General features: G+C 47.6%; 20 protein-coding genes. 10 read left to right on the top strand and 10 right to left on the bottom strand.

All coding sequences use genetic code 11. The annotated features are described in order from the left end of the window. Positions 1 to 3: 3 nt before the first annotated feature. The 4 genes from fabA to H7A02_09705 all read left to right on the top strand — a co-directional run bounded on the left by fabA (position 4) and on the right by H7A02_09705 (position 3,847). On the top strand, positions 4 to 534 hold the full coding sequence (gene fabA, locus H7A02_09690) for a 3-hydroxyacyl-[acyl-carrier-protein] dehydratase FabA (protein ID MCP5172526.1): 531 nt from the start codon (positions 4 to 6) through the stop codon (positions 532 to 534). 88 nt (positions 535 to 622) lie between these two features. Then, complete coding sequence (gene fabB / locus H7A02_09695; GenBank protein ID MCP5172527.1) at positions 623 to 1,840, top strand: beta-ketoacyl-ACP synthase I; 1,218 nt, start codon at positions 623 to 625, stop codon at positions 1,838 to 1,840. A 250-nt stretch (positions 1,841 to 2,090) separates the two neighbouring features. Beyond that, the gene (locus H7A02_09700) at positions 2,091 to 2,528 is read left to right on the top strand and encodes a nuclear transport factor 2 family protein (GenBank protein MCP5172528.1); all 438 of its coding nucleotides are present in this window, start codon (positions 2,091 to 2,093) and stop codon (positions 2,526 to 2,528) included. 11 nt (positions 2,529 to 2,539) lie between these two features. Next, positions 2,540 to 3,847, top strand: a complete 1,308-nt coding sequence (locus H7A02_09705) for an NADH:flavin oxidoreductase/NADH oxidase family protein (GenBank protein ID MCP5172529.1) — start codon at positions 2,540 to 2,542, stop codon at positions 3,845 to 3,847. 26 nt (positions 3,848 to 3,873) lie between these two features. Here H7A02_09705 and H7A02_09710 read toward each other — a convergent pair whose 3' ends face one another. Beyond that, positions 3,874 to 4,797 carry a helix-turn-helix transcriptional regulator gene (locus tag H7A02_09710; GenBank protein MCP5172530.1) on the bottom strand — a complete coding sequence of 308 codons (924 nt, stop codon included), beginning with the start codon at positions 4,795 to 4,797 and terminating at the stop codon, positions 3,874 to 3,876. A gap of 189 nt (positions 4,798 to 4,986) precedes the next feature. Here H7A02_09710 and H7A02_09715 point away from each other — a divergent pair, with 189 nt between their 5' ends. The 4 genes from H7A02_09715 to H7A02_09730 all read left to right on the top strand — a co-directional run bounded on the left by H7A02_09715 (position 4,987) and on the right by H7A02_09730 (position 9,463). Next, a complete protein-coding gene (locus H7A02_09715; protein ID MCP5172531.1) occupies positions 4,987 to 6,171 on the top strand; it encodes a sulfotransferase in 1,185 nt (394 codons plus the stop codon). Positions 6,172 to 6,199: 28 nt separating this feature from the next. Continuing rightward, complete coding sequence (locus tag H7A02_09720; protein ID MCP5172532.1) at positions 6,200 to 7,387, top strand: DUF1214 domain-containing protein; 1,188 nt, start codon at positions 6,200 to 6,202, stop codon at positions 7,385 to 7,387. A 32-nt stretch (positions 7,388 to 7,419) separates the two neighbouring features. Then, positions 7,420 to 8,196 (top strand): SDR family oxidoreductase, encoded by a 777-nt coding sequence (locus tag H7A02_09725; GenBank protein ID MCP5172533.1) that lies wholly within the window; start codon positions 7,420 to 7,422, stop codon positions 8,194 to 8,196. A gap of 103 nt (positions 8,197 to 8,299) precedes the next feature. After that, positions 8,300 to 9,463 carry a phosphotransferase gene (locus H7A02_09730; GenBank protein MCP5172534.1) on the top strand — a complete coding sequence of 388 codons (1,164 nt, stop codon included), beginning with the start codon at positions 8,300 to 8,302 and terminating at the stop codon, positions 9,461 to 9,463. An 80-nt stretch (positions 9,464 to 9,543) separates the two neighbouring features. On the opposite strand, the gene ssb is transcribed toward H7A02_09730, so the two are convergent. Both ssb and H7A02_09740 read right to left on the bottom strand, forming a co-directional pair. Next, positions 9,544 to 10,017, bottom strand: a complete 474-nt coding sequence (ssb, locus tag H7A02_09735; GenBank protein MCP5172535.1) for a single-stranded DNA-binding protein — start codon at positions 10,015 to 10,017, stop codon at positions 9,544 to 9,546. 101 nt (positions 10,018 to 10,118) lie between these two features. Then, positions 10,119 to 11,486 carry a phosphomannomutase CpsG gene (locus tag H7A02_09740; protein MCP5172536.1) on the bottom strand — a complete coding sequence of 456 codons (1,368 nt, stop codon included), beginning with the start codon at positions 11,484 to 11,486 and terminating at the stop codon, positions 10,119 to 10,121. A gap of 170 nt (positions 11,487 to 11,656) precedes the next feature. On the opposite strand from H7A02_09740, the gene H7A02_09745 reads away from it, so the two are divergent. Then, positions 11,657 to 13,051, top strand: a complete 1,395-nt coding sequence (locus H7A02_09745; GenBank protein MCP5172537.1) for a Gfo/Idh/MocA family oxidoreductase — start codon at positions 11,657 to 11,659, stop codon at positions 13,049 to 13,051. A gap of 50 nt (positions 13,052 to 13,101) precedes the next feature. Here H7A02_09745 and H7A02_09750 read toward each other — a convergent pair whose 3' ends face one another. Together H7A02_09750 and H7A02_09755 are read right to left on the bottom strand one after the other, a co-directional pair. Then, positions 13,102 to 14,451 (bottom strand): MFS transporter, encoded by a 1,350-nt coding sequence (locus H7A02_09750; protein ID MCP5172538.1) that lies wholly within the window; start codon positions 14,449 to 14,451, stop codon positions 13,102 to 13,104. A gap of 201 nt (positions 14,452 to 14,652) precedes the next feature. Continuing rightward, positions 14,653 to 16,071, bottom strand: coding sequence for a mannose-1-phosphate guanylyltransferase/mannose-6-phosphate isomerase (locus H7A02_09755; GenBank protein ID MCP5172539.1), 1,419 nt, complete (start codon positions 16,069 to 16,071; stop codon positions 14,653 to 14,655). Between the two features lie 192 nt (positions 16,072 to 16,263). Between H7A02_09755 and H7A02_09760 the strand changes: the two genes are divergently transcribed. Continuing rightward, positions 16,264 to 18,252 (top strand): polysaccharide biosynthesis protein, encoded by a 1,989-nt coding sequence (locus H7A02_09760; protein ID MCP5172540.1) that lies wholly within the window; start codon positions 16,264 to 16,266, stop codon positions 18,250 to 18,252. A 32-nt stretch (positions 18,253 to 18,284) separates the two neighbouring features. Here H7A02_09760 and H7A02_09765 read toward each other — a convergent pair whose 3' ends face one another. Genes H7A02_09765 through H7A02_09785 form a run of 5 tightly spaced genes read right to left on the bottom strand, consistent with a single transcriptional unit; the run spans position 18,285 to position 26,462 of the window. Further along, on the bottom strand, positions 18,285 to 19,460 hold the full coding sequence (locus tag H7A02_09765; GenBank protein MCP5172541.1) for a DegT/DnrJ/EryC1/StrS aminotransferase family protein: 1,176 nt from the start codon (positions 19,458 to 19,460) through the stop codon (positions 18,285 to 18,287). Beyond that, entirely contained in the window at positions 19,454 to 20,089 is a 636-nt protein-coding gene (locus H7A02_09770; protein ID MCP5172542.1) for an acetyltransferase, read from the bottom strand. Before H7A02_09770 ends, H7A02_09765 begins: the two co-directional genes overlap by 7 nt. Further along, on the bottom strand, positions 20,082 to 20,672 hold the full coding sequence (locus H7A02_09775) for a sugar transferase (protein ID MCP5172543.1): 591 nt from the start codon (positions 20,670 to 20,672) through the stop codon (positions 20,082 to 20,084). Before H7A02_09775 ends, H7A02_09770 begins: the two co-directional genes overlap by 8 nt. A gap of 38 nt (positions 20,673 to 20,710) precedes the next feature. Further along, positions 20,711 to 23,335, bottom strand: a complete 2,625-nt coding sequence (locus tag H7A02_09780; protein ID MCP5172544.1) for a hypothetical protein — start codon at positions 23,333 to 23,335, stop codon at positions 20,711 to 20,713. After that, positions 23,328 to 26,462, bottom strand: coding sequence for a hypothetical protein (locus tag H7A02_09785; GenBank protein ID MCP5172545.1), 3,135 nt, complete (start codon positions 26,460 to 26,462; stop codon positions 23,328 to 23,330). Before H7A02_09785 ends, H7A02_09780 begins: the two co-directional genes overlap by 8 nt. Between the last annotated feature and the right edge of the window lie 11 nt (positions 26,463 to 26,473).

Raw genomic sequence — 26,473 nt, forward strand, 5'->3', positions numbered from 1 at the left:
TCTATGACAGAGTTTGTTCCGCAGTCGCAGAACGCCTACAACTATGATGAAATTCTGGCCTGTTCGCGTGGCGACTTATTCGGACCGGGCAACGCCAAACTGCCTGCTCCAAATATGTTAATGGTTGACCGTATTACACGCATTCACGCAGAAGAAGGCCATTTCGGTAAAGGACTGATAACCGCCGAGTTGGATATTCGCCCTGATTTATGGTTTTTTGACTGCCACTTCCCCGGCGATCCGGTAATGCCAGGCTGTTTGGGGTTGGACGCCATGTGGCAGCTCAGCGGTTTTTTCCTTGCCTGGAAAGGCAATCCCGGTCGGGGTCGGGCACTGGGGTCCGGTGAGGTCAAGTTTTTTGGTCAGATTCTGCCAAGTGCAAAACTGGTGACCTTCCGTCTGGATATCAAGCGGATTATCGAACGCAAGCTAAAGATGGTCATCGCTGACGGCAGTGTGAGCGTTGACGGGCGGGAAATATACACCGCCGCAGATTTACGCGTCGGACTATTTGAATCCACTGACGATTTTTAATCGCCCTGTCATCCAGAGCAGCTACAATAAAAAAACAGGCAAATAAAAGAGTCCATTTGATCTTTTAAACATCAGCAAGAGGTATGCTATGAGACGTGCAGTCATTACTGGTATGGGAATTATTTCCCCTCTCGGAAACGACAAAGAAACAGTAACCGAATCCCTCCGGGAAGGTAAATCCGGCATTGTATTTCGTGAGGATTTCGCGGAAATGGGATTGCGCTGCAATGTAGCGGGCTCTCTGGATATCGACCCCAAAGATCATATTGATCGTAAAATCATCCGTTTTATGGGACCTTCTGCCGCTTATGGCTATATGTCCATGGAACGTGCCATCGCCGATTCGGGACTGACCGATGACATGGTATCCAACCCACGCAGCGGGATCGTTATGGCTTCGGGTGGTGTTTCCGGTGAAATGTTTACCGAATCCATTGATGTCATGCGCGAGCGCGGTATCAAACGCGCAGGGCCTTACCGCGTCACGCAGGTCATGGCCAGCACTGTTTCAGCCTGCCTGGCGACGCCATTCAAAATCAAAGGCGTCAACTACTCTATCGCTTCCGCCTGTGCCACCAGCGCACACTGTATCGGGCATGCTGTCGAGCTTATCCAGATGGGCAAACAAGATGTGGTTTTCGCAGGTGGCGCAGAAGAAATGCACTGGTCCATGGCCGGTATGTTCGACGCTATGGGCGCTCTTTCAAGCAAATACAACGATAACCCCAAGATCGCTTCACGTACTTACGACGCAGACCGCGATGGCTTCGTACCCGGTGTTGGCGCGGGCTGTGTTGTTGTTGAAGAGTTGGAGCACGCGCTGGCACGCGGCGCCAGAATTTATGCTGAAATTGTCGGCTATGGCGCCACATCTGACGGCTACGACATGGTGGCTCCATCCGGAGAAGGGGCTGTTCGCTGCATGAACATGGCCCTGGAAACCACCGAAGGCAGTATCGATTACATCAACACGCATGGCACAAGCACACCCGTCGGAGATATCCAGGAACTGAAAGGTATTCGTGAAGTATTTGGCAGCAATGCTCCACCCATCGCCTCAACAAAATCATTATCCGGTCACGGACTTGGAGCTGCCGGGGTACATGAAGCCATTTTTAGCATACTGATGATGGAAAACAATTTTATTGCTGCCTCCGCCAATATCGACAACCTTGATCCGGAAGCCGCTGACTTGCCAATTCTCACCCAGCGCAAGGATAATGCTGATCTAAAGCGCATCATGTCTAACAGCTTCGGATTTGGCGGCACCAACGCCACGCTTGTACTACAAAAACATGAGCCTTAATCGACGTTAAAACATATACTTATGCAGTACAAAAAGGCGGCGCTCATTAACAGAGCGCCGCCTTTTTTTTGGCTATCCAATCATCAGGCTACATCAATAGTCCCGGTTTACATTCCTGTCATAACAGTTTGAGCCGACTACCCTTCTATACCTGCGCCAGTGCAACGGACGATTTTGTCTGCCCTTATCGAATGAATCTGATGGAAACCGGTCGCACAGACTGATAAAAAAGACACACTCAAACAAACTAATCGAAAATGCCATAGCAAGCACGGGAAATCAAAATATGAGTATAGAAACCAATAAAAAACTGGTTGCTGACTTTTTTGCGCATTTCAAACGCAAGGACGTGCAGCAAGCACTGGATATGATGACAGAAGATGCCACCTGGTGGATTGGTGGCAAACCCGAACTTTTCCCCATGTGCGGTCTGAAAACCAAAGAAGAAATGGCTGCCATCCTCAACGAACTGGTCCCTGGCACGGAAGACGGCCTGGAGATCAAGCCAAAAAGCATGATCGCCGAAGGGGATAAAGTTGCCTGTGAGGCGGAATCCTATGGCGTTCTGGGTAACGGCCGGGTTTATAACAACGAATATCATTTCCTGGTTGAAATCCGAAACGGCAAAGTCGCTGCAGTCAAGGAATACCTTGACACGATGCATACAGCAGACGTTCTTAAAGGTTAAGGGACAAAACGATGGGCTCCAGCAATTCTCAACGGTTATTGAACACAGAACTTCAGCTGCCTTGCGGCGCGATATTGAAAAACCGGCTGGCCAAAGCCGCCATGACAGAGGGGCTTGCCGACTCAATGAATCGGGTGACCGGGCGTCACTATCGCCTTTATGAGCGCTGGTCCAGCAACCACCTCGGATTGATGATCACCGGGAATGTACAGGTGGATCGCCGACAGCTGGAGCGCCCCGGTAACATTGCCATCGACAACAATGGCGGGCTGGATGAGCTACGCAAACTCGCTGCGATCGGCACTAGGGATGGTGCCCATTTCTGGATGCAGATAAACCACCCGGGGCGTCAAACACCGGCGGGCATTAACCCTCACCCGCTAGCGCCCTCAGCTATATCCCTAAGCAAGGCAGAAGCCGGATGCGGTAAGGCTCAAGCAATGTCACCGGGCGATATAAAAGACGTGATTCGACGTTTTGTTCACACATCCAAAGTTGCACGTGAAACTGGGTTCACAGGCATTCAATTACACGGAGCTCACGGTTATTTGATATCCAACTTTCTCAGTCCGCTGGCCAACCAACGAGAAGACGAATACGGCGGGCCGCTCGAAAACCGGGCGCGAATTCTGCTTGAGATCGTTGAAGAAGTAAGGCTTGCTGTCGGCAAAGATTACCCGATCTCGGTAAAACTGAATTCGGCCGATTTCCAGCGTGGCGGGTTTACTGAAGAGGAATCCATGCAGGTCGTCCAGTGGCTATCCGATGCCGGCATCGACTTGCTGGAAATTTCCGGCGGCAATTACGAACAAATGTCGATGGTGGGCATTGACGAAGACGATTCCGGCCAGCAAAAACGCAAAAAAGCGGCCAGCACTTTAGCGCGGGAAGCCTACTTCCTGGCCTTTGCCCAAAAAGTGCGGCCACTGGTAAATATGCCAATGATGATTACCGGCGGCATGCGCAGTCTGGCGGCAATGGAGGAAGCGCTCCAAACCGGCGCCTGCGAGGTGATCGGCATTGGTCGACCAATGTGCTACGCACCAGACATTAGCGGCGACCTGCTCGGAGCGCAGACTGATGTGGAGCTCCCCGCTATTGAGAAAACACTGGCTATGGCTCGTGATGCTCTCGGCCCCGATGTCGACGACCAGACCTTCAAGACCATCGAATCCTTTGGCATGCTCGGCTGGTTTTGCCTACAGTTACTACTTATCGGCAACGAACAGGAACCGGATGCCGGGATGACCGTATTCGACGCTCTTATCAAATACAAACAAAGTGAAGCCGAGGCTCTGGAGCTCTGGAGCAGGCCCTGATCACAACTGGACGCCCGTTAAGTGAGTTAGCGGGTAGCCAGCCCGGATAAATATTGCTTGGGCGTAATGCCGGTGATTGTTTTAAAGGTAGCCGAGAAATGGGAGGCACTGCTAAAGCCCAGTTGATAGGCCACCTCGGTAACACTCCAGCGTTGTGACCCCAGCAACTCCTTGGCTCGGGCAATACGACGGTTGACAATGAAACGGTGGGGGGGGCAGCCAAATTGTCTGGTAAACTGCTCACAAAACGCTGTGCGCCCCAAACCGGCTATATCGGCCAGTTCGTCAATCTGTAATCGGTCACCCATTCGCCGCTCTATTTCGTCCAGCACGGCCGAAAAGTCGGCACTTCCCGGCTCGACCCTCACCTCTTCCTGCTGTTGCGCCAATTGAACAGGCTCAACCTTGTTATCCGAAACCACATGCAGCAAGTGCCAAGCGAGCGCCTCAAGTACCTTTGCCCGGTAGTGAGAGGCATCAATAGAAGTCACCCTGGAAGCCTTCAGTAAGGTCTGGACACTGGCATGGGTGTAGTCATCGCGAACAGCGAACAGGCAGTGCGGCAAATCGATAAGTCGGCTACCGCTATCACCGAATAAGCTGGTGGCGCTGTCCGGGAAATGCATGGTGGCAAACGTAACCGGTCCCTCGATAAGGTATTCAATGGGCTGACTGCGCGGGACAATTGTAATATCTCCCGGCCTGGAAAATCTCTCGCTGATCCCGTTTTCGGTAAAAATCCGCAACCGTCTGACACCGCCCAAATGGACAGCTAGCGTAACTTCACTCAGACGGGGAATAAGCACCTTCTTCACTGGCTTGAGTCCCCAGCTGTAAAATTTGATGCCTGTACTCGGTCGCCCGGCACATTCCAGTAGCGGCTTGGTCTGACATACTCTTGTATAACCTTCGAAAGCAGGCACACTGGAACTTATTGAGGCTACATTCATTATAGTTATCTCTTGCTTATAGTTCCCAGACAAAACGTCTATTCACCCCGCCTGAATACCAGCCCCCAGAGTCTGCCTCGGACGATTATGTCAATCACTCAGCGAATAATTTTGGTATTACGCAAAGGGTGAAATTGATAAAAATAACCTATTGTACTAAAACAAGCAGAATACAGTAGAAGTCTAATAATGCAAACAGCTGACACTTTACCCCCCCCGAAAACGGTCCCGGACTTACTGGCGACCGCCCGTGAAGCAACTGGATTGTCCGATTTTGGCGATATGCAGTTTCTGGCCGGACTCGAAAACGTCGTAGCGGGCTTTAACAACGAAGCGCAGCTAACAGCCATCGGCGAACAAATGGCCTTTGGTGGGTTGCTGAATTTCCTCATCAATCGTCTGCGCTATATCCGGGATATCAAAGACCACCCCGAGATTCTGGAAGAAGACATCGTTAAGCCGATTATCATCCTTGGCTTGCCCCGAACCGGCACCACCAAACTACAACGAATACTGTCTGCAGACCCGCAGTCACAGCCCATGACCTACTGGCGGATGATGAATCCGGCGCCATTACCGGGCGAAGAACCAGGCAACCCCAAAGAGCGAATCGAAGTCGCAGAAGCCGTGGTACAAATGCTGGCCGAGAACTTCCCCAACTTCATGGCTCGCCATCCTACGGAGGCGCAACAGCCGGACGAGGAAGTGTTGCTGATGCAAGGCGCCTTTCAATGCGCGGTGACTTGGCTGTTCGCGCGTATGCCATCCTTCTATGACTTTGTGATGGAGGTCGATCAGCTGCCAACCTACCAATATCTGCATTCCCAGATGCAATACCTGCAGTGGCAAGACGGTGGCGGTCGCGGTCGTTCCTGGATACTGAAGTCGCCTTGCCACACTGGCTATCTCGACACACTGCTGCAGGTATTCCCCGACGCTGTTCTGGTGAACTGTCACCGCGATGTCGGCAAGGTTATTCCCTCGATTTCAGCGCTCGTTGAAGAAATGCGCCGCATCCACAGCGACCCTGTTGACCGGTCTGTCATTGGGCCCGAAATGCTCGACTATTTTGGCCGTTTAATGGACAGGCATCTTCAGCAACGCGCAAAACTCCCCCCGGGACGCGTTCTCGACTTCCGGTATGAAGATATTGTCAACGACGTCATTGGCGTCGTTCAACAGATCTACTCAACCATCGGGCGTACGCTGACCCAGGAAGCGATTGATGCGATTACGGCACACGAACAAGAACGCCCGCAACATCAGTTTGGTAGCTACACCTATTCGGCAGCCGATTTCGGCCTGACACAGGAAATGATCGACAAGCGTTTTGCCACCTATCAGCAGAGCTACGCCGATTATCTCCGCGATTAAACCAGATTAAATTTTGAGGAATCAGGACATGACAGAAAGAGCATCATTTGAACATTTGAAATTTTCCAACCCGGAAATCTGGCGTGAAGTCGTCAAGGTAATGGGGGAAATTGAATCACTGGTTTGGGACGACCCTCTGGTCACCGATGATCTCACGCGTGCTGAAGGTGTAAGACAGCTCACTCGCCTCATTGCAGGTGGTTTGCCCATCACCATGGAAATGATCAATCCGGACTACCCTCAGTTTCTGCAGCTACTGAGTACCCGCGTCCAGTGGGGTCTGCCTTCGGCAGACTGCCACTACGTTTGGGCACCAGCGCATGGCGACAATGTCTACCGTATTGTTGGTGATCGCGGCACCGCCCGGGTCATTGACCTTGAAGTCCGGGAAGGCCATATCGCCCACTTGGGAGACTGGAAACTGTTCCACAGACTGCAGGAGCTGGAAGTTGGCCCTAACAATCAGGTAGAGATTATTGCCAGCCGAGAGCGTCCTGCCAACGCAGCCAACTGGTTGCAGCTTCCCGAAGGGCCGTGCAATATCATTTTCCGCAACTATTTTTATGACTGGGATACCGAGCAGGCCGCGCGCCTGACCATCATTACGGAAGACAAGCCCTACCCGCCACCGGCTCTCACGGAGGACGATATTCGTCGCAATCTTGAGTTATTCTGCGATTTGCTCCGCGAGATGCCTGCAGGCTTTCACCAAACGGTCAAGGAGTACTACAACGGTTCTCCTGATGAGTTGTCGTTTGACGGTATCGATTACGGCTTTGCTTCTTTGCGTTACGGTAAAGGTGTCTACGATATCGCTGAGGACGAAGCTCTGGTGCTGGAAATCGAATTGCCAAAAACCAAGTTCTGGAATATCCAGTTAAGCAGTCACTTCTGGGAAGCACGCGACTACAATTTGCGCCAGACTTCATTGAATGGTCACCAGGCACACGTTGACGACGACGGGGTATTCCGCGCGGTTATTTCTCACAAAGACCCGGGCGTTGCCAACTGGCTGGATACTGGGGGCCACCCAAAGGGGCTTATTACGGCCCGCTATTTCGAGGCTGATTCAATTCTCCCGACCCGCATTCAACGTACCAAACTGAGTCAGGTTGACGATCTGTTGCCCGAGGGAACAGCCCGTGTCTCGGCTGAGGAAAGACAGCGGATTCTCGAAAAGCGCGCATGGTCATTCCCCCGCATTGGTCGTGAATAACCACAACACGGATCAGAACATCAGGAGAACATGTGACTAATCTCGAAACACTATTTTCCATGAAAGGAAAAGTCGTCGTGATTACCGGAGCAGGAACCGGTATGGGCAAACAGTTTTCCCACACTCTGGCAAAGGCCGGGGCCAAGGTGGTCTGTGTTGCACGCAATGCAGATCGCCTGGAACAGGTAGTTGCTGATATCCGCAAATTGGGCGGTGAGGCGATTGCTGTTGCCGGCGATGTGGGTGACAGGCAATCGATTGAATCTGTTTTCGATCAGACTGAAGAAGATTTTGGTCGCGCCAATGTGCTGGTGCATTGCGCAGCCCAAGCTGATTACAGCCTGTTCCCGGATATTGACGACGAAACCTGGGACAATCTTGTCAAAGTAAACCTGTCCGGAACTATGCGCCTGTGCCGAAGCTTTTCCCAACGCCTGATTACCGCTGAAGAACCAGGGGCGATCGTAATCATCACGTCGATTACTGGCGACAGAGTAATGCCAGGCATGCCCGGCTACTCCACGCTGAAAGCGGCGTCAAATCAGCTGGTGAAAGCCATGGCCCGGGACATGTTTGGCCGTGACATCCGTGTCAATGCTCTATCTCCGGGGTATTTCAGAACTGAGATGTCCGCCGATTTGTTCGACACCGAAGAAGGCCGAGCATTGATCCAGCTACACCCTTTAAAACGGCTGGGCAATGTCGAGGAACTCGACGGCCCTTTGCTGCTACTGGCCAGCGATGCCTCGTGTCACATGAATGGTTCTATCGTCACCGTTGATGCAGGCCACTCGATTGCTCTGGCCTGATATTCAGAACAACGCCTTTGGGTAAGGTCTGGCGTAAACGGTTTGAAAAGCAAACCCGTTGCCAGGCCGGAAGCAACAGACTAATTAAAGCAGGGGATAAATAATGCTAACCGTTGAAGAAATCACCCGGCGTTTTCACGCTGAACAGAAAAATCCGATCCGGCCGACAAAAGCAACGGATCTCCCCCCAACCTTTGAGTCTATAACTAACGAGTGGCTGACTGCGGTACTCGGTAGTGTGCCCGGCGCTGAAGTAATATCCCACGAATTGGGGCCCGAAGATGACGGCACATCAAATCGTCGTTTCATTTATATGACATGGAATGATGAGGGACAAGCCGCGGGACTGCCCAAGAGCGTATTCTGCAAGGGAACGCAGAGCCTGGAAAGCCGCTTTATTCTGGGTCTGAACGGCGGTGTAAAAGCCGAAGTGAACGCTTACAAAGTGCTGCTGCCAAAATTGGGCGTTATCGCGCCCTGCCCATTCCATGCCATTTACGATCCCGAAACGCTTAACTCGATAATCGTTCTGGAAGATCTTGCAGATAAAGTCGACTTTTGCACAATGGAAACGGATCTGACCTATGAGCTTGCCCAGAGTCAGATGCGTTTGCTGGCAGAGCTGCACGCGACCTTTTACGAAAGCGATGCACTCGATAATGAACTGAGCATGTTTGATACATGGGAAGACTTTTTCTTTATTACCTGTGATGACCTGGGCTGGGCCGATGCCAGCATTAAAGGTTTCAGCGCCTCAAAAGAAGTGGTCCCGCCCCGCCTGTTTGCCCGTGAGCCGGAAGTTTGGCCGGCAACCGTAAAAGCCGGCAGAGCTCACTCAACAATGCCCCAGGGCATGATTCACTCCGACGTTCATTTGAAGAACTGGTTCATCACCCCGGACGGAGAGATGGGTATTAACGATTGGCAAAACTGTACCAAGGGAAATGGTTCTCGCGATCTTGCGTACTGTATTTCAACAGGCCTTACCCCGGAAAAACGCAGGGAATGGGAACGCGATCTTCTTGAGTATTATATCGATCAGTTTGAGGCATTCGGTGGGCCGCGCCTGGATTTTGATCTGACATTCAAGCGTTACAAGCAACAGTTGTTTATGGCGCTCTCATGGTGGAGCGGCACGCTGGGCAGGCCCGAGGGCGCGCCTATGATGCAGCCTCAGGAAACATCTCTGGAATTTATTCGCCGAATAAGCATTGCCATCGACGACCTTGATGCCCTGGACAGTTTTGACGACCAAGCCGTGGGCTAATCAACTGCATATCGGCAGATACACAAAGGCCCTGACTAGTCAGGGCCTTTGTGTATTCGTTTAACCATCCGACTTAAGCGTCAGAACGGAATATCATCGTCAAAACTGTCAAAGCCACCAGCTGGATGATCGGGCTCTGCCGGAGCAGCAGCCGAGGAAGACGGCGGCTGGCTTGAGGCTCGTGCCGGAGCAGTCTCGTAATCACCACCAGCGCCACCTCGACTATCGAGCATCTGCATCTCGGCAGCCACAATCTCTGTTGTATAGCGGTCCTGTCCATCCTGCCCCTGCCACTTACGGGTTCGCAGTGAACCTTCCAGATAAACTTTGCTTCCCTTGCGCAAATATTCAGCCGCTATCTCGGCAAGACGATTGAAAAACACCACCCGGTGCCATTCAGTACGCTCCTGTTGCTGGCCTGTCTGCTTGTCCTTCCAGCTTTCTGATGTTGCTACGGTAATATTGGTAACAGCACCACCGCTTGGCATATAGCGAGTTTCAGGATCTTTCCCCAGATTGCCCACCAAGATGACTTTATTGACGCCACGAGCCATGTCGTTCTCCGTTTGTTCTGTGTTCTATAAAAGTTTCATAAACCCGAAAATGACGAAAGAGTTTAACGCGGAAGCTACCCACTGTCATTAATCGCCAGACTTTATTCACCGACAGGACTGTCATCGAGCATCGCCAATATCTGTCTGGTCTTTTCTTCCACACGCTGGTAAGCCCTCGCTTCAATATTCAAACGTACTACCGGCTCGGTATTGCTCATTCTGAGGTTAAAGCGCCAGTCAGAAAACGTCATGCTGACGCCATCAATATGCTCGATACTTGTCGCTTCATTCGCAAACCGGCTCTCAACCTGCTTCAGTATTTCAGCAGCGTCGGCAACCACGCGGTTTATTTCGCCCGAACACGGAAACTTCTTCGCCCGCTCGCCGATCAATTGCGACATGGTATACCCGGTTACACCCATCAGCTCGGCAACCAGCAACCAGGGGATCATACCACTGTCACAGTAAGCAAAATCGCGAAAGTAGTGGTGGGCACTCATCTCACCACCGTACGCTGCGTCCTGTTCTCGCATCACTTGCTTCATAAAAGCATGCCCACACTTGCTTTGTACTGCACGGCCTCCGTGCTGCTCGCAGACATCTATGGTGTTCCATGTCAGTCTTGGGTCATGGACTATTTTTGCTCCCGGCTGCTTTCGTAAAAAAGCTTCGGCCAGCAGACCAACAATATAATAACCTTCGATAAAGCTGCCGTTTTCATCAAAAAAGAAGCACCGGTCAAAGTCGCCATCCCAGGCAATACCCAGATCCGCCTGATGCTCAATGACCGCATCTGCCGTATGATGACGGTTCTCGGGCAGTAGCGGGTTGGGAATGCCATTCGGAAAGCTGCCATCCGGCTGGTGATACACCTTGATAAACTCAAAGGGCAAATGTTTTTCAAGTCCGTCCAGAACAGGACCTGCATTGCCATTACCGGCATTAACAACAATTTTCAGAGGCTTTAAAGACGACACATTCAAGCAGGACAACAGGTGCTCAATATAGGCCGGAAAACAATTTGCTGAATTGTAGGTACCCTTTTCAGCTGTTGGCAACCGCGAGATATCGCATGCCTCTGCAAGCTTGCGGATTTCAACCAGTCCGGTATCTGCACTGACAGGCCTGGAATCCTCCCGAACAAGTTTCAGGCCATTGTAATTCAGCGGGTTGTGACTGGCTGTCACCATAATGCCCCCGCTGGTTTTCAGATATGAAGTCGCAAAATAAACCTCTTCCGTACCACAAAGGCCGATATCGAGCACATTCACACCTTCATCGCGAAGACCTTCTGCCAACGCCATTTTTAACTCTTCACTGGTTGGGCGAATATCGCCTCCTACAATCACCGTTTCAGGTTTCAACCATTGAGCATAGGCACGCCCGACACGATAAGCCACCTCGCTGTTCAGTTCGCTTCCGAGTTTGCCTCGAATATCATAGGCTTTAAAACAGGTTATTTTTATCATTTCAGTATCCCTAACACGGCAGCTGCGAGCCGGGGTAGTATAGAGGCCCTGAAATTTTATGAACAGTTATTGAAGTCCGGTTTATTTACACAGATAAGGTAAATCAGGAAAACGCTCTCACCTTCATGATAAAATCATGATCCGGCGCCCGAACAGATGGATGATACGTTGTGTCAGATAAAATTTTCCTGATTGGATACAAAGGAAACCTTGGCCAAAAAATTCTTAACAATATTAAGAATGATTATGAGGTTACCTTATTCGATATCAAGAATCCTGAGAGCCCGTCAACTGACGGTGTTGTCAAGTCAATAAAAAAGACGCTTTTCGCACAGCAATCACCCGTTACACTGATCGTGGCCACGCCGCCTGACAGCCATAAAACCTATATCGAGCAGTTAAGTCGTTATAAAAAAGTTAAATACATTCTTTGTGAAAAGCCCCTGCCATCATCACCCGACATAAAACCACGACACGTAAGCAAAGTGCGCCTGATAGACCACTATCTTTACAAGAGTAGTATGACGAATATTATGAACTTTGCTGAAACCAATGAATTTAAAAAAATCAGGATGTTCCTTTGCGAGTCCGACTACGAAAGCCGTCACTGGATGCTGTATAAGAACACTTTCGGCGGCGTCACTTATGACCTTGCGCACCATTTGCTGGCAATAACAGGCGAACTCTTTGGTTATGATTCACTGAACCGGATCGAATTTCTGAAAACCGGTGATATTGACTATTTTCATGATGAGGATGAGTTGGCTGACCGTCGTGCTGTCTTTTCATTCCTGGTTAACGGGGTAATGGTAACTTGCGAAATAGGCAAGCACTGTCCGAAAACCAGAAAACAAATCGAATTTTATGATGATTGCGATAACCTGATCAAAGACTTCACGCTATCCGGTGGTGTCAACTACTGCGATATTCTTTCATCACTGGAAAAAACCGACAGCAAACTACTCTCACTCACTCAAGCAGAAACCATCAATAGTCTGTTAAACCGAATATTGGCGAAGTTTGAAACAACCATCTATGCAAAAAAAATTATAGAGAAAACTGCTAGCAATACGACAGCACTCTTGCAGGACCTTTCCGAAAACTTTAAACACAGGCACGGGTTTTACTGGTCATCCTATTACAAACTTCTCATCTACTATTTATCGATAATTGCCCTGCCTGTTTTTATCTACTACTACGCATCCTCTATTGAGATATTCAAAGACAACAAACAAGTCATCTCTGGTGCTTGCCTACTACTGGCTACATTTGTTTTTCTAGGGCTCCGCTCTTTTCTAAAGAGGGCCGAGAAGTATCTAGGTGACGAGGATCATCGACTAAAGCTCGTCATTGATCGCTGGAGAGAACTTTACCTGCTGATTTATGACATCAACCTTTTCCCTGGCGACAAACAAAATTCTAACAGCAGCAGAATTATTGAAAAAGTGACGGTAAAACCCGGATTAGGGGGCGACTATATGTTTAGACTGTTCAGGCATATTTGTTACGTTGCCAGTGGCCTCTCGGTTTTTCTGCTCTGCATAATATATTTGAGCAACAAGTGATCAAAACTGATACAAGGCATACCACGGAAAAGTCGACTCCCGCGCGAAATCTAGCTGCACTCGCGACCCAGAGCAGCTTCAAAGGCTTCCCGATCAAACCGTTCATTGTCTACCTTGAAATAGGCCACCCCTTGCCCCGGAATGATGACCAAATCTTCTACGCCGGGAACTTTGCCAACATAACTGGCTGGTTGTAACTTTTCATCTTGCAACAAACGAATAACCAGACTGGTTAAATGACGAGGCTTCTCCATTGTCGCCGCAGCCAGCAGCCAGAGCGTAATCAGTCCGGCTGACAGCCAAAAAATCCATTGATAACCAAAATTGTAGGCGATGGCACCACCTGTAACGCCACCCAGAAAAGCCCCCAAAAACTGACTGGTAGAGTAAATGCCCATCGCTGTTCCCTTGCCTCCGGCAGGTGCAATTTTACTGATCAACGATGGCAGAGAAGCCTCCAGCAGATTGAAGCCCATAAAAAACAAAAACATCCCCAGCACAAAGCCGGTTTCATGATTGATGTTGATACCCAAAACCACTTCCGCGAATATCATCAGCGCAATTGCGCCGACAAATACGGGCTTAATCAAACGCTTTTTCTCGGCGACAATAATGAACGGCAGCATGGCCACGAAAGACAAACCCATTGTAAGCAAATACAACAACCAATGCTGATCACGATCAATCGCCAGGTTATGCTCCAGAATAACCGGCACGGCAACCCAGCTGGCCATCTGTATAAAATGAAGTACGCCAATCCCGAGATTAAGCCGAAGTAGTTCCTTGTCCCTCAGTAATTTCCCAAACATCTGAGGAACAGCTTGCGCCTCGGCGTTATGCCCTCGCACGGCAGGGGTCGGGATCAGTAAAACAACAAGAATGCCAAGAATCGCCAGTGCCGCCGTTATCCAGAAGATACCGGCAAGCCCCCAAAGATCGGCCAATACAGGGCCGCAGACCATTGAAATGGCAAAGGCAGCGCCAATGGTAGCACCAATTGCCGCCATCGCTTTGGTTCGACTCTGTTCTGTTGTCAGATCAGACAATAGCGCCATAATGGTACTGGCAACGGCCCCGGCACCCTGTAACCCCCGGCCAATAATCAGCCCCCACAGAGACTCCGAGAGCGCCGCGATGATACTACCCAGAAGGAACAGCAGCATGCCAAAGACAATAATAGGCTTGCGGCCAAGACGGTCTGACAAGAATCCCAGGGGAATCTGGAACAGCCCCTGAGTCAAACCGTAAATACCCAGCGCCAACCCGATCAACAGTGTGGTACTGCCAGAATAGTCCCCCGCGTACAAAGCGAGTACGGGCAACACCATAAACAATCCGAGCATGCGGAATGCATAGAGAGTAGACAGCCCTAGCAGGCTTTTACGTTCCAGTGGGGTCATTCGAGGGAGCACAAATCCAGAATATTTAACAACACTCATTATAAAGGGGTATAAGGGGAATACCTAGGGCACCTCTAACGAATTGATCATTGCCAGGAGGAATAACGAGGCGGCCCAGAAACAGACTGAATCATTTCACATACGTTCGTGATGACAGACCAAATGTTTTTACAGATTGTCTGCACCATAGGGCCTCTCTGATTACGAACGGCCATAGGTATCTTCAAAACGAACGATATCGTCTTCGCCCAGATACGAGCCGGATTGAACTTCAATAATTTCCAGCGGTATGTTGCCAGGATTTTCCAGCCGGTGGGTTTCACCGATAGGAATAAACGTGGATTCGTTTTCAGCAAGAAAGAACTCTTTCTCTCCCACTGTTACTTTTGCAGTGCCACTGACCACCACCCAGTGCTCGGCCCGGTGATGATGCATTTGCAGAGACAGACATCCTGCGGGCTTGACGACAATGCGCTTAACCTGAAACCGCTGTCCGTTATCAATTGAGTCGTAATACCCCCAGGGGCGAAACACTTTGCGATGCAGTTGCGCTTCGGACCGGTCATTCTTTTTCAGGTGTTCGACTATTGCCTTGACATCCTGCACACGCTCTTTAGCCGACACCATGATCGCGTCATCACTTTCGACCACAACCACATTCTCAAGGCCAATCGTTGCCACCAGTTTTTTATCGCTCTGGATATAACAATTTTTATTGTCAATCGCTAATACATCGCCTTTCAGGGTATTCCCATCACCATCTTTTTCGGAAACTTCCCAAAGGGCCGACCAGGAACCCACATCACTCCATCCGCAATCCATTGGAATAACAACAGCATTACGGGTTTTTTCCATAACCGCATAATCAATCGAGTCTGATGGGCAAGCGCTAAAGCTGGCTGCATCAGGGCGAATAAAATCCTGGTCACTTTCAGCAAGTTCCATCGCCTTTTGACAAGCCTGGTAGATATCGGGGCGATGTCGCTGCAATTCCTCCAGATAACGCCTCGCTCCAAACATAAATATACCGCTGTTCCACAAATAGTCGCCGCTCGCCAGATAACCTTCTGCCGTCTTTTTGTCCGGCTTTTCAACAAATTCAGCCACCAGACGCGCCTCACCATGGCCGAGAACACCACCCTTTTTGATATAACCATAACCGGTTTCGGGCTTGTCGGGCAGAATACCAAACGTTGTCAGGCTGCCGTTTTCGGCAGACGGCAGCGCGCTGTGCACCGCTTTCTGAAAAGCGTGAACATCCTGAATGATATGATCTGCGGCCAGAACCAGAAGGACGGGGTCAATATTTTCGGGCACCTCATTGACAGCCTTCAACGCTGCCAATGCAACAGCAGGAGCCGTATTGCGACCCTCCGGCTCAAGAATAATTGCACTGGCGTGATACCCTCCAAGGCGAAGCTGCTCTGCTACCGTAAAACGGTGATCTTCACCGCAAATAACCATTACCGGAGTATGCGCCACCCCATCCAGTCGACCGCAGGTTTCCTGCAGCATCGTGCGTTGCCCTGACAGAGTCAGAAATTGCTTGGGATACAACTGCCGGGATAAGGGCCACAACCGGGTGCCCGACCCTCCGGCCATAATTACAGGTACAATCATGGTTATTACTCTTTTCCAACCTCACTGCGGCCAATCATCAACGTCTGAAAAAACAGGTGCGCGTATTCTGGCATAGACTATAAAGGAATACCTGCTAAATCACCGCCAAACCTGCATATCCTGTTTGTTGAAAAACTTCACGGGCGATATACTTGACGGGCTTTATTACACCATACCTATCCAGGACGTTGCATGAGGGAACTATTAACCGGCCTGAGTCGACCTGTGAAAAGGGGCTTGCTGTTAGCTTTTGATATTTCCATCATGTTGTTGAGCCTTTGGCTGGCGATCGTTATTCGTCAGGGATCAAAGGGATTAATTGATGACATTAACAGCAACTTCCTGATATTTATATTGATTCCTCTGAGTACTGTGCCCCATTGCATCCATCGTGGCCTGTATCGTTCCATCGTCAGGTACTCCGGTGCAGAAGTTATTGGCTCAGTGGCCCGGGCAACTCTTTACGGACTGGCGACATTTGTCGCTGTTTATTTTCTGCTGCCGGACAAACCACCGGTTCCCAGAAGTGTACCCATTATTTACTGGGCACTGGCAACCGCAATAATGGCGGGTGCCAGATTTGTTATCGGCTCATGGCTGCTGGGCAATTCCATACAGAATATCTTTTTTCGCGTTGCGGGCTTCGAAAGGCCACAATCTTCAAGGGGATTGCCCGTTGCGATCTACGGCGCAGGCTCGGCCGGTCGACAACTTGAAGCGGCTTTGCAAAATGGTAGCAAATTCAGACCCGTCGCCTTTATCGATGATGATGAGAGCCTGCAAACATCCACCATTTCCAAACTCAAGGTCTACGCATCAACCGATATCAAAAAATTGTTGAAGCAGACCGGCGCAGAAGAAATTCTACTAGCTATACCCTCTGCGTCACCCTCTACAAAGAAACAGATTATTGCCCGCCTGGAACCCTTTGACATTCATGTCAGAACGGTGCCCGGAATGGAGGAAATTGCCCTGGAAGGTGTTCAGATACAGCAGCTGCGAGAGGTCGCAGTGGCAGATATCCTGGGTAGAGAGGTGATACCTCCCGAGCCGAAATTGCTCGAAAAGTGTATTTCTGGCAAATCTGTCATGGTGACGGGTGCTGGCGGATCGATTGGATCCGAGTTATGTCGGCAGATTTTGCTGCTCAAGCCCAAACGACTGGTATTATTCGAGAACTCCGAGTATAACCTTTACAAAATTCACGGTGAACTGGAAGATATTTCTCATCATATCGAGTCCCCTTCCGAAATTATTCCCGTGCTGGGATCAGTAACCCAACCCTGGCGACTGCTGGAAATCATCAAAAAGTTTGAAATACAATCCCTGTACCACGCAGCCGCCTACAAACACGTACCCATCGTCGAATACAACAGTCATCACGGTTTCAGGAATAACGTGATTGGTACACTCTATACCGCACAAGCAGCGGTCCTTGCTGGCGTTGAAAATTTTGTCCTGATCTCGACAGACAAAGCCGTACGGCCCACCAATATGATGGGCGCTACTAAACGCATTGCCGAACTTATCCTGCAGGCAATGAGCGAGAAACAGCACCTGAACCTGGCTTACCCGGGACTATTTAAGACTTCTCCCGATCAACAGATCGAAAATAACACCCGCTTTACCATGGTCCGATTTGGTAATGTACTGGACTCTTCAGGATCAGTCGTTCCCCGATTCCGCCAGCAAATCAAAGACGGCGGACCAGTTAACGTCACACACCCCGAGATTATCCGCTACTTTATGACCATACCCGAAGCAGCACAGCTGGTTATCCAGGCAGGCTCTATGGGGCAAGGCGGTGACGTTTTCGTACTGGACATGGGCGAGCCCGTCAAAATAGCACAACTGGCAAAGCAACTGATCCATTTGTCAGGCCTCACCATAAAAGACGATGACAACCCCTTTGGCGACATCGAGATCGAATATACCGGCCTGAGACCAGGAGAAAAACTGTATGAAGAGCTTTTAATAGGGGAAGAGGTTTATACCACCGAGCATCAAAAGATTATGCGGGCGAATGAAGCGGTGATTCCGTGGGAAAAATTAATCACCTTTATTGAAATAATATCTACGGCTTTCAAAAAGAATCAACACGCCGAAATCAGAACACAATTAATATCGACCCCGGAAATTGGTTACAAACCAACGAATGAAATTAGTGATTGGTTGAGCTAACTAGAGTGAACACCGTGAGCTTACAAAAAAAATCAATTGCAAGCTTTAGTAAGCACCTCACTCAGAGCCAAACAGGTAGCATCCATGTTCTGCTCAGTTAAGGTAGGGTGCACAAGGAACATTAAACTGGTTTCTCCCAATTCTCTCGCAACAGGCAGCCTTTCTGAAGGCCTAAATCCTGAATGATCAAACGCCTTCTCTAAATATACCTCAGAGCATGACCCTTGCATGCAAGGCACTCCGAGAGTATTAATTTCTTCAATTATTCGATCACGACTCCACCCCTCAGCCAGCTGCTCAGGCTTTACAAATACATAGTATTTATAATTTGCATGATCAATATAGTCCGGGACTAGTGGTACTCTGACACAAGGAAACTTAGCGCAGGCTTCAGTCAGTTTCTCAGCATTAGACTTTCTAGCAGAAAACCAGGCTGGCATTCTCTTTAGTTGGATTCGCCCTATAGCCGCCTGCATTTCCGTCATTCGCCAATTAGTACCGAAACTGTCGTGTACCCATCTAAAACCCGGAGGATGTTTTTTCTCGTAAACGGCTTCCCAGGATTTCCCATGGTCTTTATAAGACCACATCTTCGACCACAACTCTTTATCGTTAGTGGTCACCATGCCACCCTCACCACCTGTGGACATAATCTTATCCTGACAAAAAGACCAGCAGCCGACGTGCCCAATTGACCCTACAGAGCGCCCTTTATATTGAGCTCCATGAGCTTGTGCACAGTCCTCAACAACGAGTAAACCGTGATCATTCGCCAACTCCATAATTGCGTCCATCTCACATGGCCACCCAGCCAAATGAACCGCGACAATCGCTTTTGTTTTCGACGTTATTACCGGCGTGATTGTTTCTGCAGTAATATTCTGAGAGTCCGCATCAACATCAGCAAACACAGGAATTGCACCGGCACTAACGATGCTCGACACCGAGGCAAGAAAGGTTCTGGATGTCACGATGACTTGATCGCCAACCCCAATGCCTAAAGACTTAAACGCAAGATCAAGAGCAACCGTACCATTCATCAAAGCAACAGCGTATTGGGCGCCAGCAAAAATAGCGAACTCCTTTTCAAACTCCCGGCATTCCTGTCCTGTCCAATAACTTACCTTGTTGGACAATAAAACATCTTGAACAGCTTTAGCCTCTTCATCCGTAAATGACGGCCAAGGAGGAAAATTTGTATTTAACATAGAGTCTGGACTGTTTTTGCAGGCACCCCCGCCACAACTACATTGTCGGGTACCGAATCAATAACGACAGCCCCCGCGCCAACGATGGCATTGGAACCAATATCAATCTGTTGTTTCGTAACTGCCCCAACTCCTATCCAGCTGCAACTACCAACCTTTGCGGCGCCAGCCAGAGTAGCATTAGGGCTTAAATGAACCCCTTCATTTAATACACAATCATGCTCGACAATCGCCCCAGTATTAATAATGCAAGCATAACCAATAATCGCATCAGGGTTCACCACCGCCAAAGCACAAACAACACATCCATCTTGTATCGAGGCCGAAGGACTAATCACTGCAGCGGGATGGCAAATTGAAACAATATGGGCACCCTTTTCTTTTAGTTTATTGAACCACTCAAGTCGAGCCTTATTACACCCAATAGCGACAAAAATCCCATCATATGTACTGTGGCTATCTAATAAATCACTAAAATTACCAACAATTTTCCAATCACCGCTCTGCTCTCTGCAAGGATAGCTATCATCAAAAAAAAAGATATGCTCCCAATCCCCTGTGGCTCTTGCAGCATCAGCCACCACCTTCCCATGCCCACCTGCACCCAAAATTGCTAGAGACTTACTCATTGCCTGTAAATTTTTCCATAGTTACTTCGCTCGAGGAGGATATGCCATCCCTCGTAACAACTTTTTTTATAGTCAAAAAAAGAATTTTTACATCCAACCAAAATGATCTGTTATCAACATACCAAACATCCAGCTTAAATTTTTGCTCCCATGAAATAGCATTTCGACCATTTACCTGAGCCCACCCTGTAATACCGGGTTTCACTTCATGCCGACGTCTTTGCTCATCATCATATAACAGCAAATATTCTGGCAACAACGGCCTCGGACCCACTAAACTCATTTCACCCTTTAACACGTTCCATAACCCCGGCAATTCATCAAGGCTGGCAGAGCGAACAATCGAACCAACCAAACCCAAACGCTCGAAGTCGGGTAATGGTAGGCCGTCCTCATCGACGAGATTCTTCATAGTTCTATATTTATAAATGACAAAGCTTTCATTATGCAAACCAAGTCTAGTCTGCCGAAAAATGACAGGGGAACCCAAATTCAGTAAAAGAACAAGATATACAATAAGGAATATTGGCGCTAACAAAATCAGCAATAAGATCGTAATGACAATTTCAAAACTTCTCGACATCAACACCTCTCATCAATGTACCAGTAATCTTCAACGTCCTACTGATAATTACTCTGCTTATTTAAAGAAACACTTTTTAAAAATACATCAGAAGAGCCAAAATGCTCTACTGCTATTCGGATGCTCTTCGTCGCTGAATATATCCTTAATCGCTTACTGAATTTTCTTGCGAATTCCTCCCCTTGAAGATCAAGCACAAATTCATCAAACCTATAAACACCTACACCATCTTTCTCATTAAGCAGCAACTGACCTGAGAGGTCATACTCAAGCATATAAATACGGATAAGGCCTTTACCCTCTAAATCAATATTTAATTGATATTCGCCTTCATCAACAGGAGTGAACGTTGAAATTAAGCCATCCAGCGCAGTTTCTCCCAAACCCGAATAAAGTATTTTAGATGTATCTCTGTGAAAGAAGCCAAAAGGTGGCTGCGAACGAGAAACCTCTGCTTTCAAAAAAGGTTCTGCTCCAACACCCAGCCCCGATAATCCTTTTCGTCCACCAAGTATGGTCCTGGTGACTTGTGTCCAGGGAGTTTTGCCTGGAGTCAAGTCTATCGAAGATTCGAATCTTCTAGGTTTCATGGGTTCATTTCTAAGACGATATATCTGATTCCCCTGATCTGAATAAAGAAGCTCGGTATACTCTACACTGCCCAAGATATCTTTAAGAATGGAATTATATTGAACAGGAAGAGAGTAATTACTAACTTGTATATATTCCACATTCAAACGCCTTAGCATCCCAAAAGCTTGATCCGAAGAAGAGGTTCTATAAAAGACCTCTAACTTCGGGTCCAAGTAACTCAACATTGTGTTTTTGGAATAAAACATATCCGCGGGCCGCAGAGACAAGACCAGTGCATCTGGTAACGTATTCGTATTCAGCCATTTAATGGCTCGAAGATTCGCCCAGTAGTCTAACTTACGCCCCATTCCTACAGGCGCGTTAAGAGGCGGCAATTCCGCAAATCCCGCTTCATTCAATAGCTTCTGTGTTTTTTCGGTGACATAGACCGGAAGGGTTTGGGATATTCCTTGATAACTCCTCCACCGGTACACACCTGCAACCAAAATCCACTGAAGAAAAGCAACTAAAAATATAGCCATCAGACATAACTTAAAGACAGTAGTGCTGAAAGGCTGCATTTGGTTGTTTCGCTGATCATCGGCAAAAAAGAAAATAATCTTTTCCAACGCAAAACCAGCAAAAATGGCAACAGCAGGCATAATGAAGAGAAGGTAACGCTCATTCTTTATAAGCAGATCTATGCCTAACAGCGTTGAGGCTACTACCCCCATCAGATAGCAGAGTACAGCCATAAAGCTAACCCAAATGACTGACTGATGCCTCCGAATATCAATGCTGTCAATATACGATATCGTTATATCTCGAGTACAAGACCAGTGTTTTAGGTAAAGAAAAACCCCAAAAGTCATTAACCAAAAACCTAAGGCAAAGGCCTCAAAGCTAAACCACCCTTTAAACCATCCATATTGGACAATTGCTGGCCACGTGTTTAGCCCCCTAGCTGTGCTAAAGTATCCTCTCCAATCTAACTCTGTAATAGCAAATATTACCGGGTTGTCACTAACAGGAACCCCGAAAATAGTGTAATTTCTTAAATACCACCATCCACCAACAAATAATGTCGATATAAAGCAGATCAATGCCCGTTGTAAGCTAACCAGCATGACGCGATCACTTCTCCTATCAAAAACACTGACCAAAAAGACTAGGAAAACAGATATGGGCACAAGTAGTATCGCTTCTGAATGGGTCCATAGGGCCAACCCCACAACAACCCCAATCAGCGGGTAATACAGATATGCAGAACGATTGAGTCCAGCAACAGAGGCCATAGCTAGACTAAAACCAGCGATAGGAAATACATCAATAAGAGAGCTATCAGCTCCTAAAAAATACAGTGGTGTAGAAATCAGGATAACCGCTGAAAGCAAACCAACAAGCCTTGAAATAGAGCAGCCCAAACAGTACACAAGATAGAGTGTTGAGAGACATATCCATGGCGAAATCAATCGCATTAAACCAGGCTCACCTACTGAACTCTCTATGCAATTCATCAGAAAAATTAGTGCCACATAAAGAGGTGGATGAGTCCAAGGGCCGTAGAAACCCGACTTATACTGATCAGAATGAACTGCCGGGTAATGTTCTAGGGTATTAGAATCAAACAGGATTCGACCTACAATGCCATATTCCAAAGAATCGTTTTGCACTAATGGCAGAGAAACACTGTTTATAAATAATGCTATGCACCAAATCACGAGTAAACCCAGTGCAAGCAGCTCCACCCAATCTAAGGCTAACCCTTTCTTCGACAGAGAGACAATTCTAAACCTGCGACGCAAAAACAGAAATAACAGCGCATAGATAGACAGCAGCCAATAACATAATGTTAAACGTGTTGCCCCCTTCACTCCATCCTCATTAATTCCGTAACCAATCCAAAGGTAAATAACAACCAACAACCCCAAAACTATTGGAGCCAAAACCAGGCCAAAGCCAAAAGGAACATTTGCACGGATGGCTTCCCTTCCCCAAGGGAGCAAAGAAGACAGCCTAACCCCTACTGCAGAAGACAATGTTACAAATAGTAGGACCCAACCCCAAGCATCAAGGCTAATATTAATCATTTACAGTTCCGGCTTGCTGTGACAAAAAAGCGAGCGCCCAAACAGATGACTGAAGCTCCCACGGAGAGCTTATTCTTGAATATCGAAGAGCGACATCTTTTTTCATGAATAAAGGCACCCCGCTACGAGACAACTCAAAAGCAACAAATGGATATACTCGACCATGTTTTAACAGTGATAATGCTGAAGATTCAAGTTTCACTTTTGTTGCATCATTATCAAATCGTTTTGCCTGCAAAGAAGCCATAACATCTATTGAGCGAAAAGATATCCACGCTTTTAAGTAATCACCGCTAAATTCAGGTTTGTTAATGGATATTCGGTTTTCTGCAGACCAACCCTCTCGCGCCACCCCCCACCAGTAATCCCAAATACCAGACCTTGGTAATTCGCCTTGGAAAGACTGCCTCTCAAGAAAGTAATTTATAATTTCCTTTGCATGACTACAGTTTGGAGTTTTACATTGCTCATCTTTACTTTTTGCAAACAGTAGTGAGTACGCCCACTCATTTTGATGATTATAAGGAACTGCCGTGCCATCAAAATAAAAAGCACTCCCTGTCGGCCACCGAAGATAGGGTTTCCCTTCCTCAATCCAGGCCTCTAATTCACCGTTAAAAGCCATTTCTTCAATATGATGATCCAAATCATGAACAGCTTGTTTAACTGCATGATATGAATTCAATTTTACACCGCCCACCACTTCAGCTGAGTACCTTTCCATAAGTAATAATAAACGAGCGGTTTGAACTGCAAACAATGCTGGGCTTCGATCCACGGTAAATGCTTTTGTATGGTAACCACCCCTTTCCCAAAGACTATCAATTAGCGACATTTCCATATCAAGTCGTACTCTAATATTTGAAAGTTCCTGTTTAAAAGCCTTGTAGAAAAAAGGATTTCTGTCTGCAATATATAAAATATCCAAATAGCCATTCAGATAGTATATTTGTGACCAAGGCACCCTGCCTTCTTGATTATCTATACCAAACTCCATCCATCCACACTGTTGTGCTCTTCGCAAATCAAAAGCAAGTAGCTCTGCATACTCTGAAGCATTATTAGCAGAAAAGTACGTAACCTCTTTCCCCTCCAAACCCAAGCTCCAAGGGGTTTCTTGGTCCGGAATGGTTTTCCAAGAATAACCATCCGGACCATTAATAAAATATGTTCCTTGAATACTACTTTCTTCTGACTTTAAGCAAAGTGAGACTGGGCCATCTTTAGTATCGAGAACCTCAACAACTCTGCTACATCCCGGAATATGTCTTTCGATTAAAAAGTTATTGTCATTATTAATCTCAGCAATTAAATCGCCCCCCACTAAACTGATCCCGCTCTCTGACTCAGAAAAATAAATGGAAGGAATCATTTCATAAGTGGATCCTGCTGGATCTCGCAATGACGGGATCTCGGTGGGTTGGCCATCCAGCACAAAAAATTCATCCCCATTTAACACATATTTAAAAAGATAATTCTTAGCCGTAGGGCTGTCATATAAAACTGCATATAGCCCACCCCTATACCATTTTGCAGCCCTAAATATCAAATTAGCGTCCGAGATTTTTTCTATAGTTTTGGTGATTCCATAACCGGTTCCAAGCTTCTGCAAGGAGATCTCACCTGAACTCAGCCCCCGCGCCATAACAACCAAAGAACCGTCGACATCAAAAACAGCCACTGGAATCCCTTGATTTTGTGTTCTAGCTAAAACTTCACCATCACGGTAAATATCGAACGTCTTCTCAGCAGAATCAAATTTAACAGAAAGAGGCGCTAACTGAGAGTCTTGACTCTCCAGGGCAAATGGAACCCTATCCGAATTTTCTATATCCGCTACAACAGTTAAGGTTTCTGAAATATTAGAAGCCCTCCCTAGAGGAAGAGTTAATACTTCATCGTCATGTTTTGCACATGTCATTAAGCCTCGATACAAATAAGCTTCGTATTCATTAACGGAAAAATTATTAACATGGCCCTCAGAAATTGGATACTTCAGATACTTCCCGCTTTCAGATAGATAACCATCTACAGCCGCAATGTATTTTTTCGAAAGATTCTTCAGCTCAGGGTATGAGCAAGTCAAATATAAGGCCATTCCTAAATCATAAGAGCGGGCCGACATTGCAACATCTTTGCGGAAAAGTGGCCAAGCTCTAACCCTAGAGCCATCAACAAACTCGTGTAAGTGACTGCGTATCTGGCCTATGTCAAATTTATCGGAATAACGCCCTGAGTTTTCAATATAGGTATTAATTCCGTCTATGATATAGGACGCATGAGGCAAATCGTTTGGAACATGCTCCTCTATTGAGTAATACCAATACCAAGAACCGGTTTCGCCATTAATCAAATGATTTTGATATAGGGCCAACATCGTCATATCCGCTACAGACGAAAGCCTTTCAGACAGTTCCACGTCTTTTACCAAAAGACTTAAGCGCTGGAGCTGTCCTGCTAAATAAGCTGCTGGATTGAAAGTATTATATTTTCTGTCAACATCCCTTAGCGAATATGGAAGCAACCCAGAAGAGGACAAAACTGCACTATTCAAATATGGCTCAACAGCATCAAGTATCTGCTGCATGACCTGTGTTTTTGGAGCGCTGACCGGGGCAAGATACCATTCAATTAAAGCATCTAAAACAATTGCGGTAGTAATTGTGTACTCTGTATGGGCGGCATTTATACTTCCATCACCGTATGCATCCCATGCAATAGGCACCCCCCAACCTTGAACTCCATCCGCATTCAAATCTGAGTTATTTAATAGCCAATAACCAGCATTTACGCCTATATCATTGAGTTCAGAAAGCGAAGAAATACTTCCCCGTGTTAACTCAGCCATTAAGATTTTGGCGTAGGCCTTAGGAATATCCTCTTGATCATTTTTTGAGTAATCGGTTAAACCAAATCCCGGCTTAGCCGGCGAAAACCTTTGATAAAGCTTTTTTAAATGTGAAAGTATCTTTTCCTCTAACTCTTTATCAGTCAGCTCGCCACCACTAACTAGCGCAACACTCTCCTTATTACTATTACTTTCGATACTTTTCTGTGCATCAGATAAATCGTCGCTGCAAGATGAAAGGAAACAAACAAACAAAGATACAACAAACAAATTTTTCATCAAAAACCATA

It is taken from the genome of Pseudomonadales bacterium (assembly GCA_024234435.1).
In the GTDB taxonomy this organism is placed as follows: domain Bacteria; phylum Pseudomonadota; class Gammaproteobacteria; order Pseudomonadales; family Porticoccaceae; genus JACKOF01.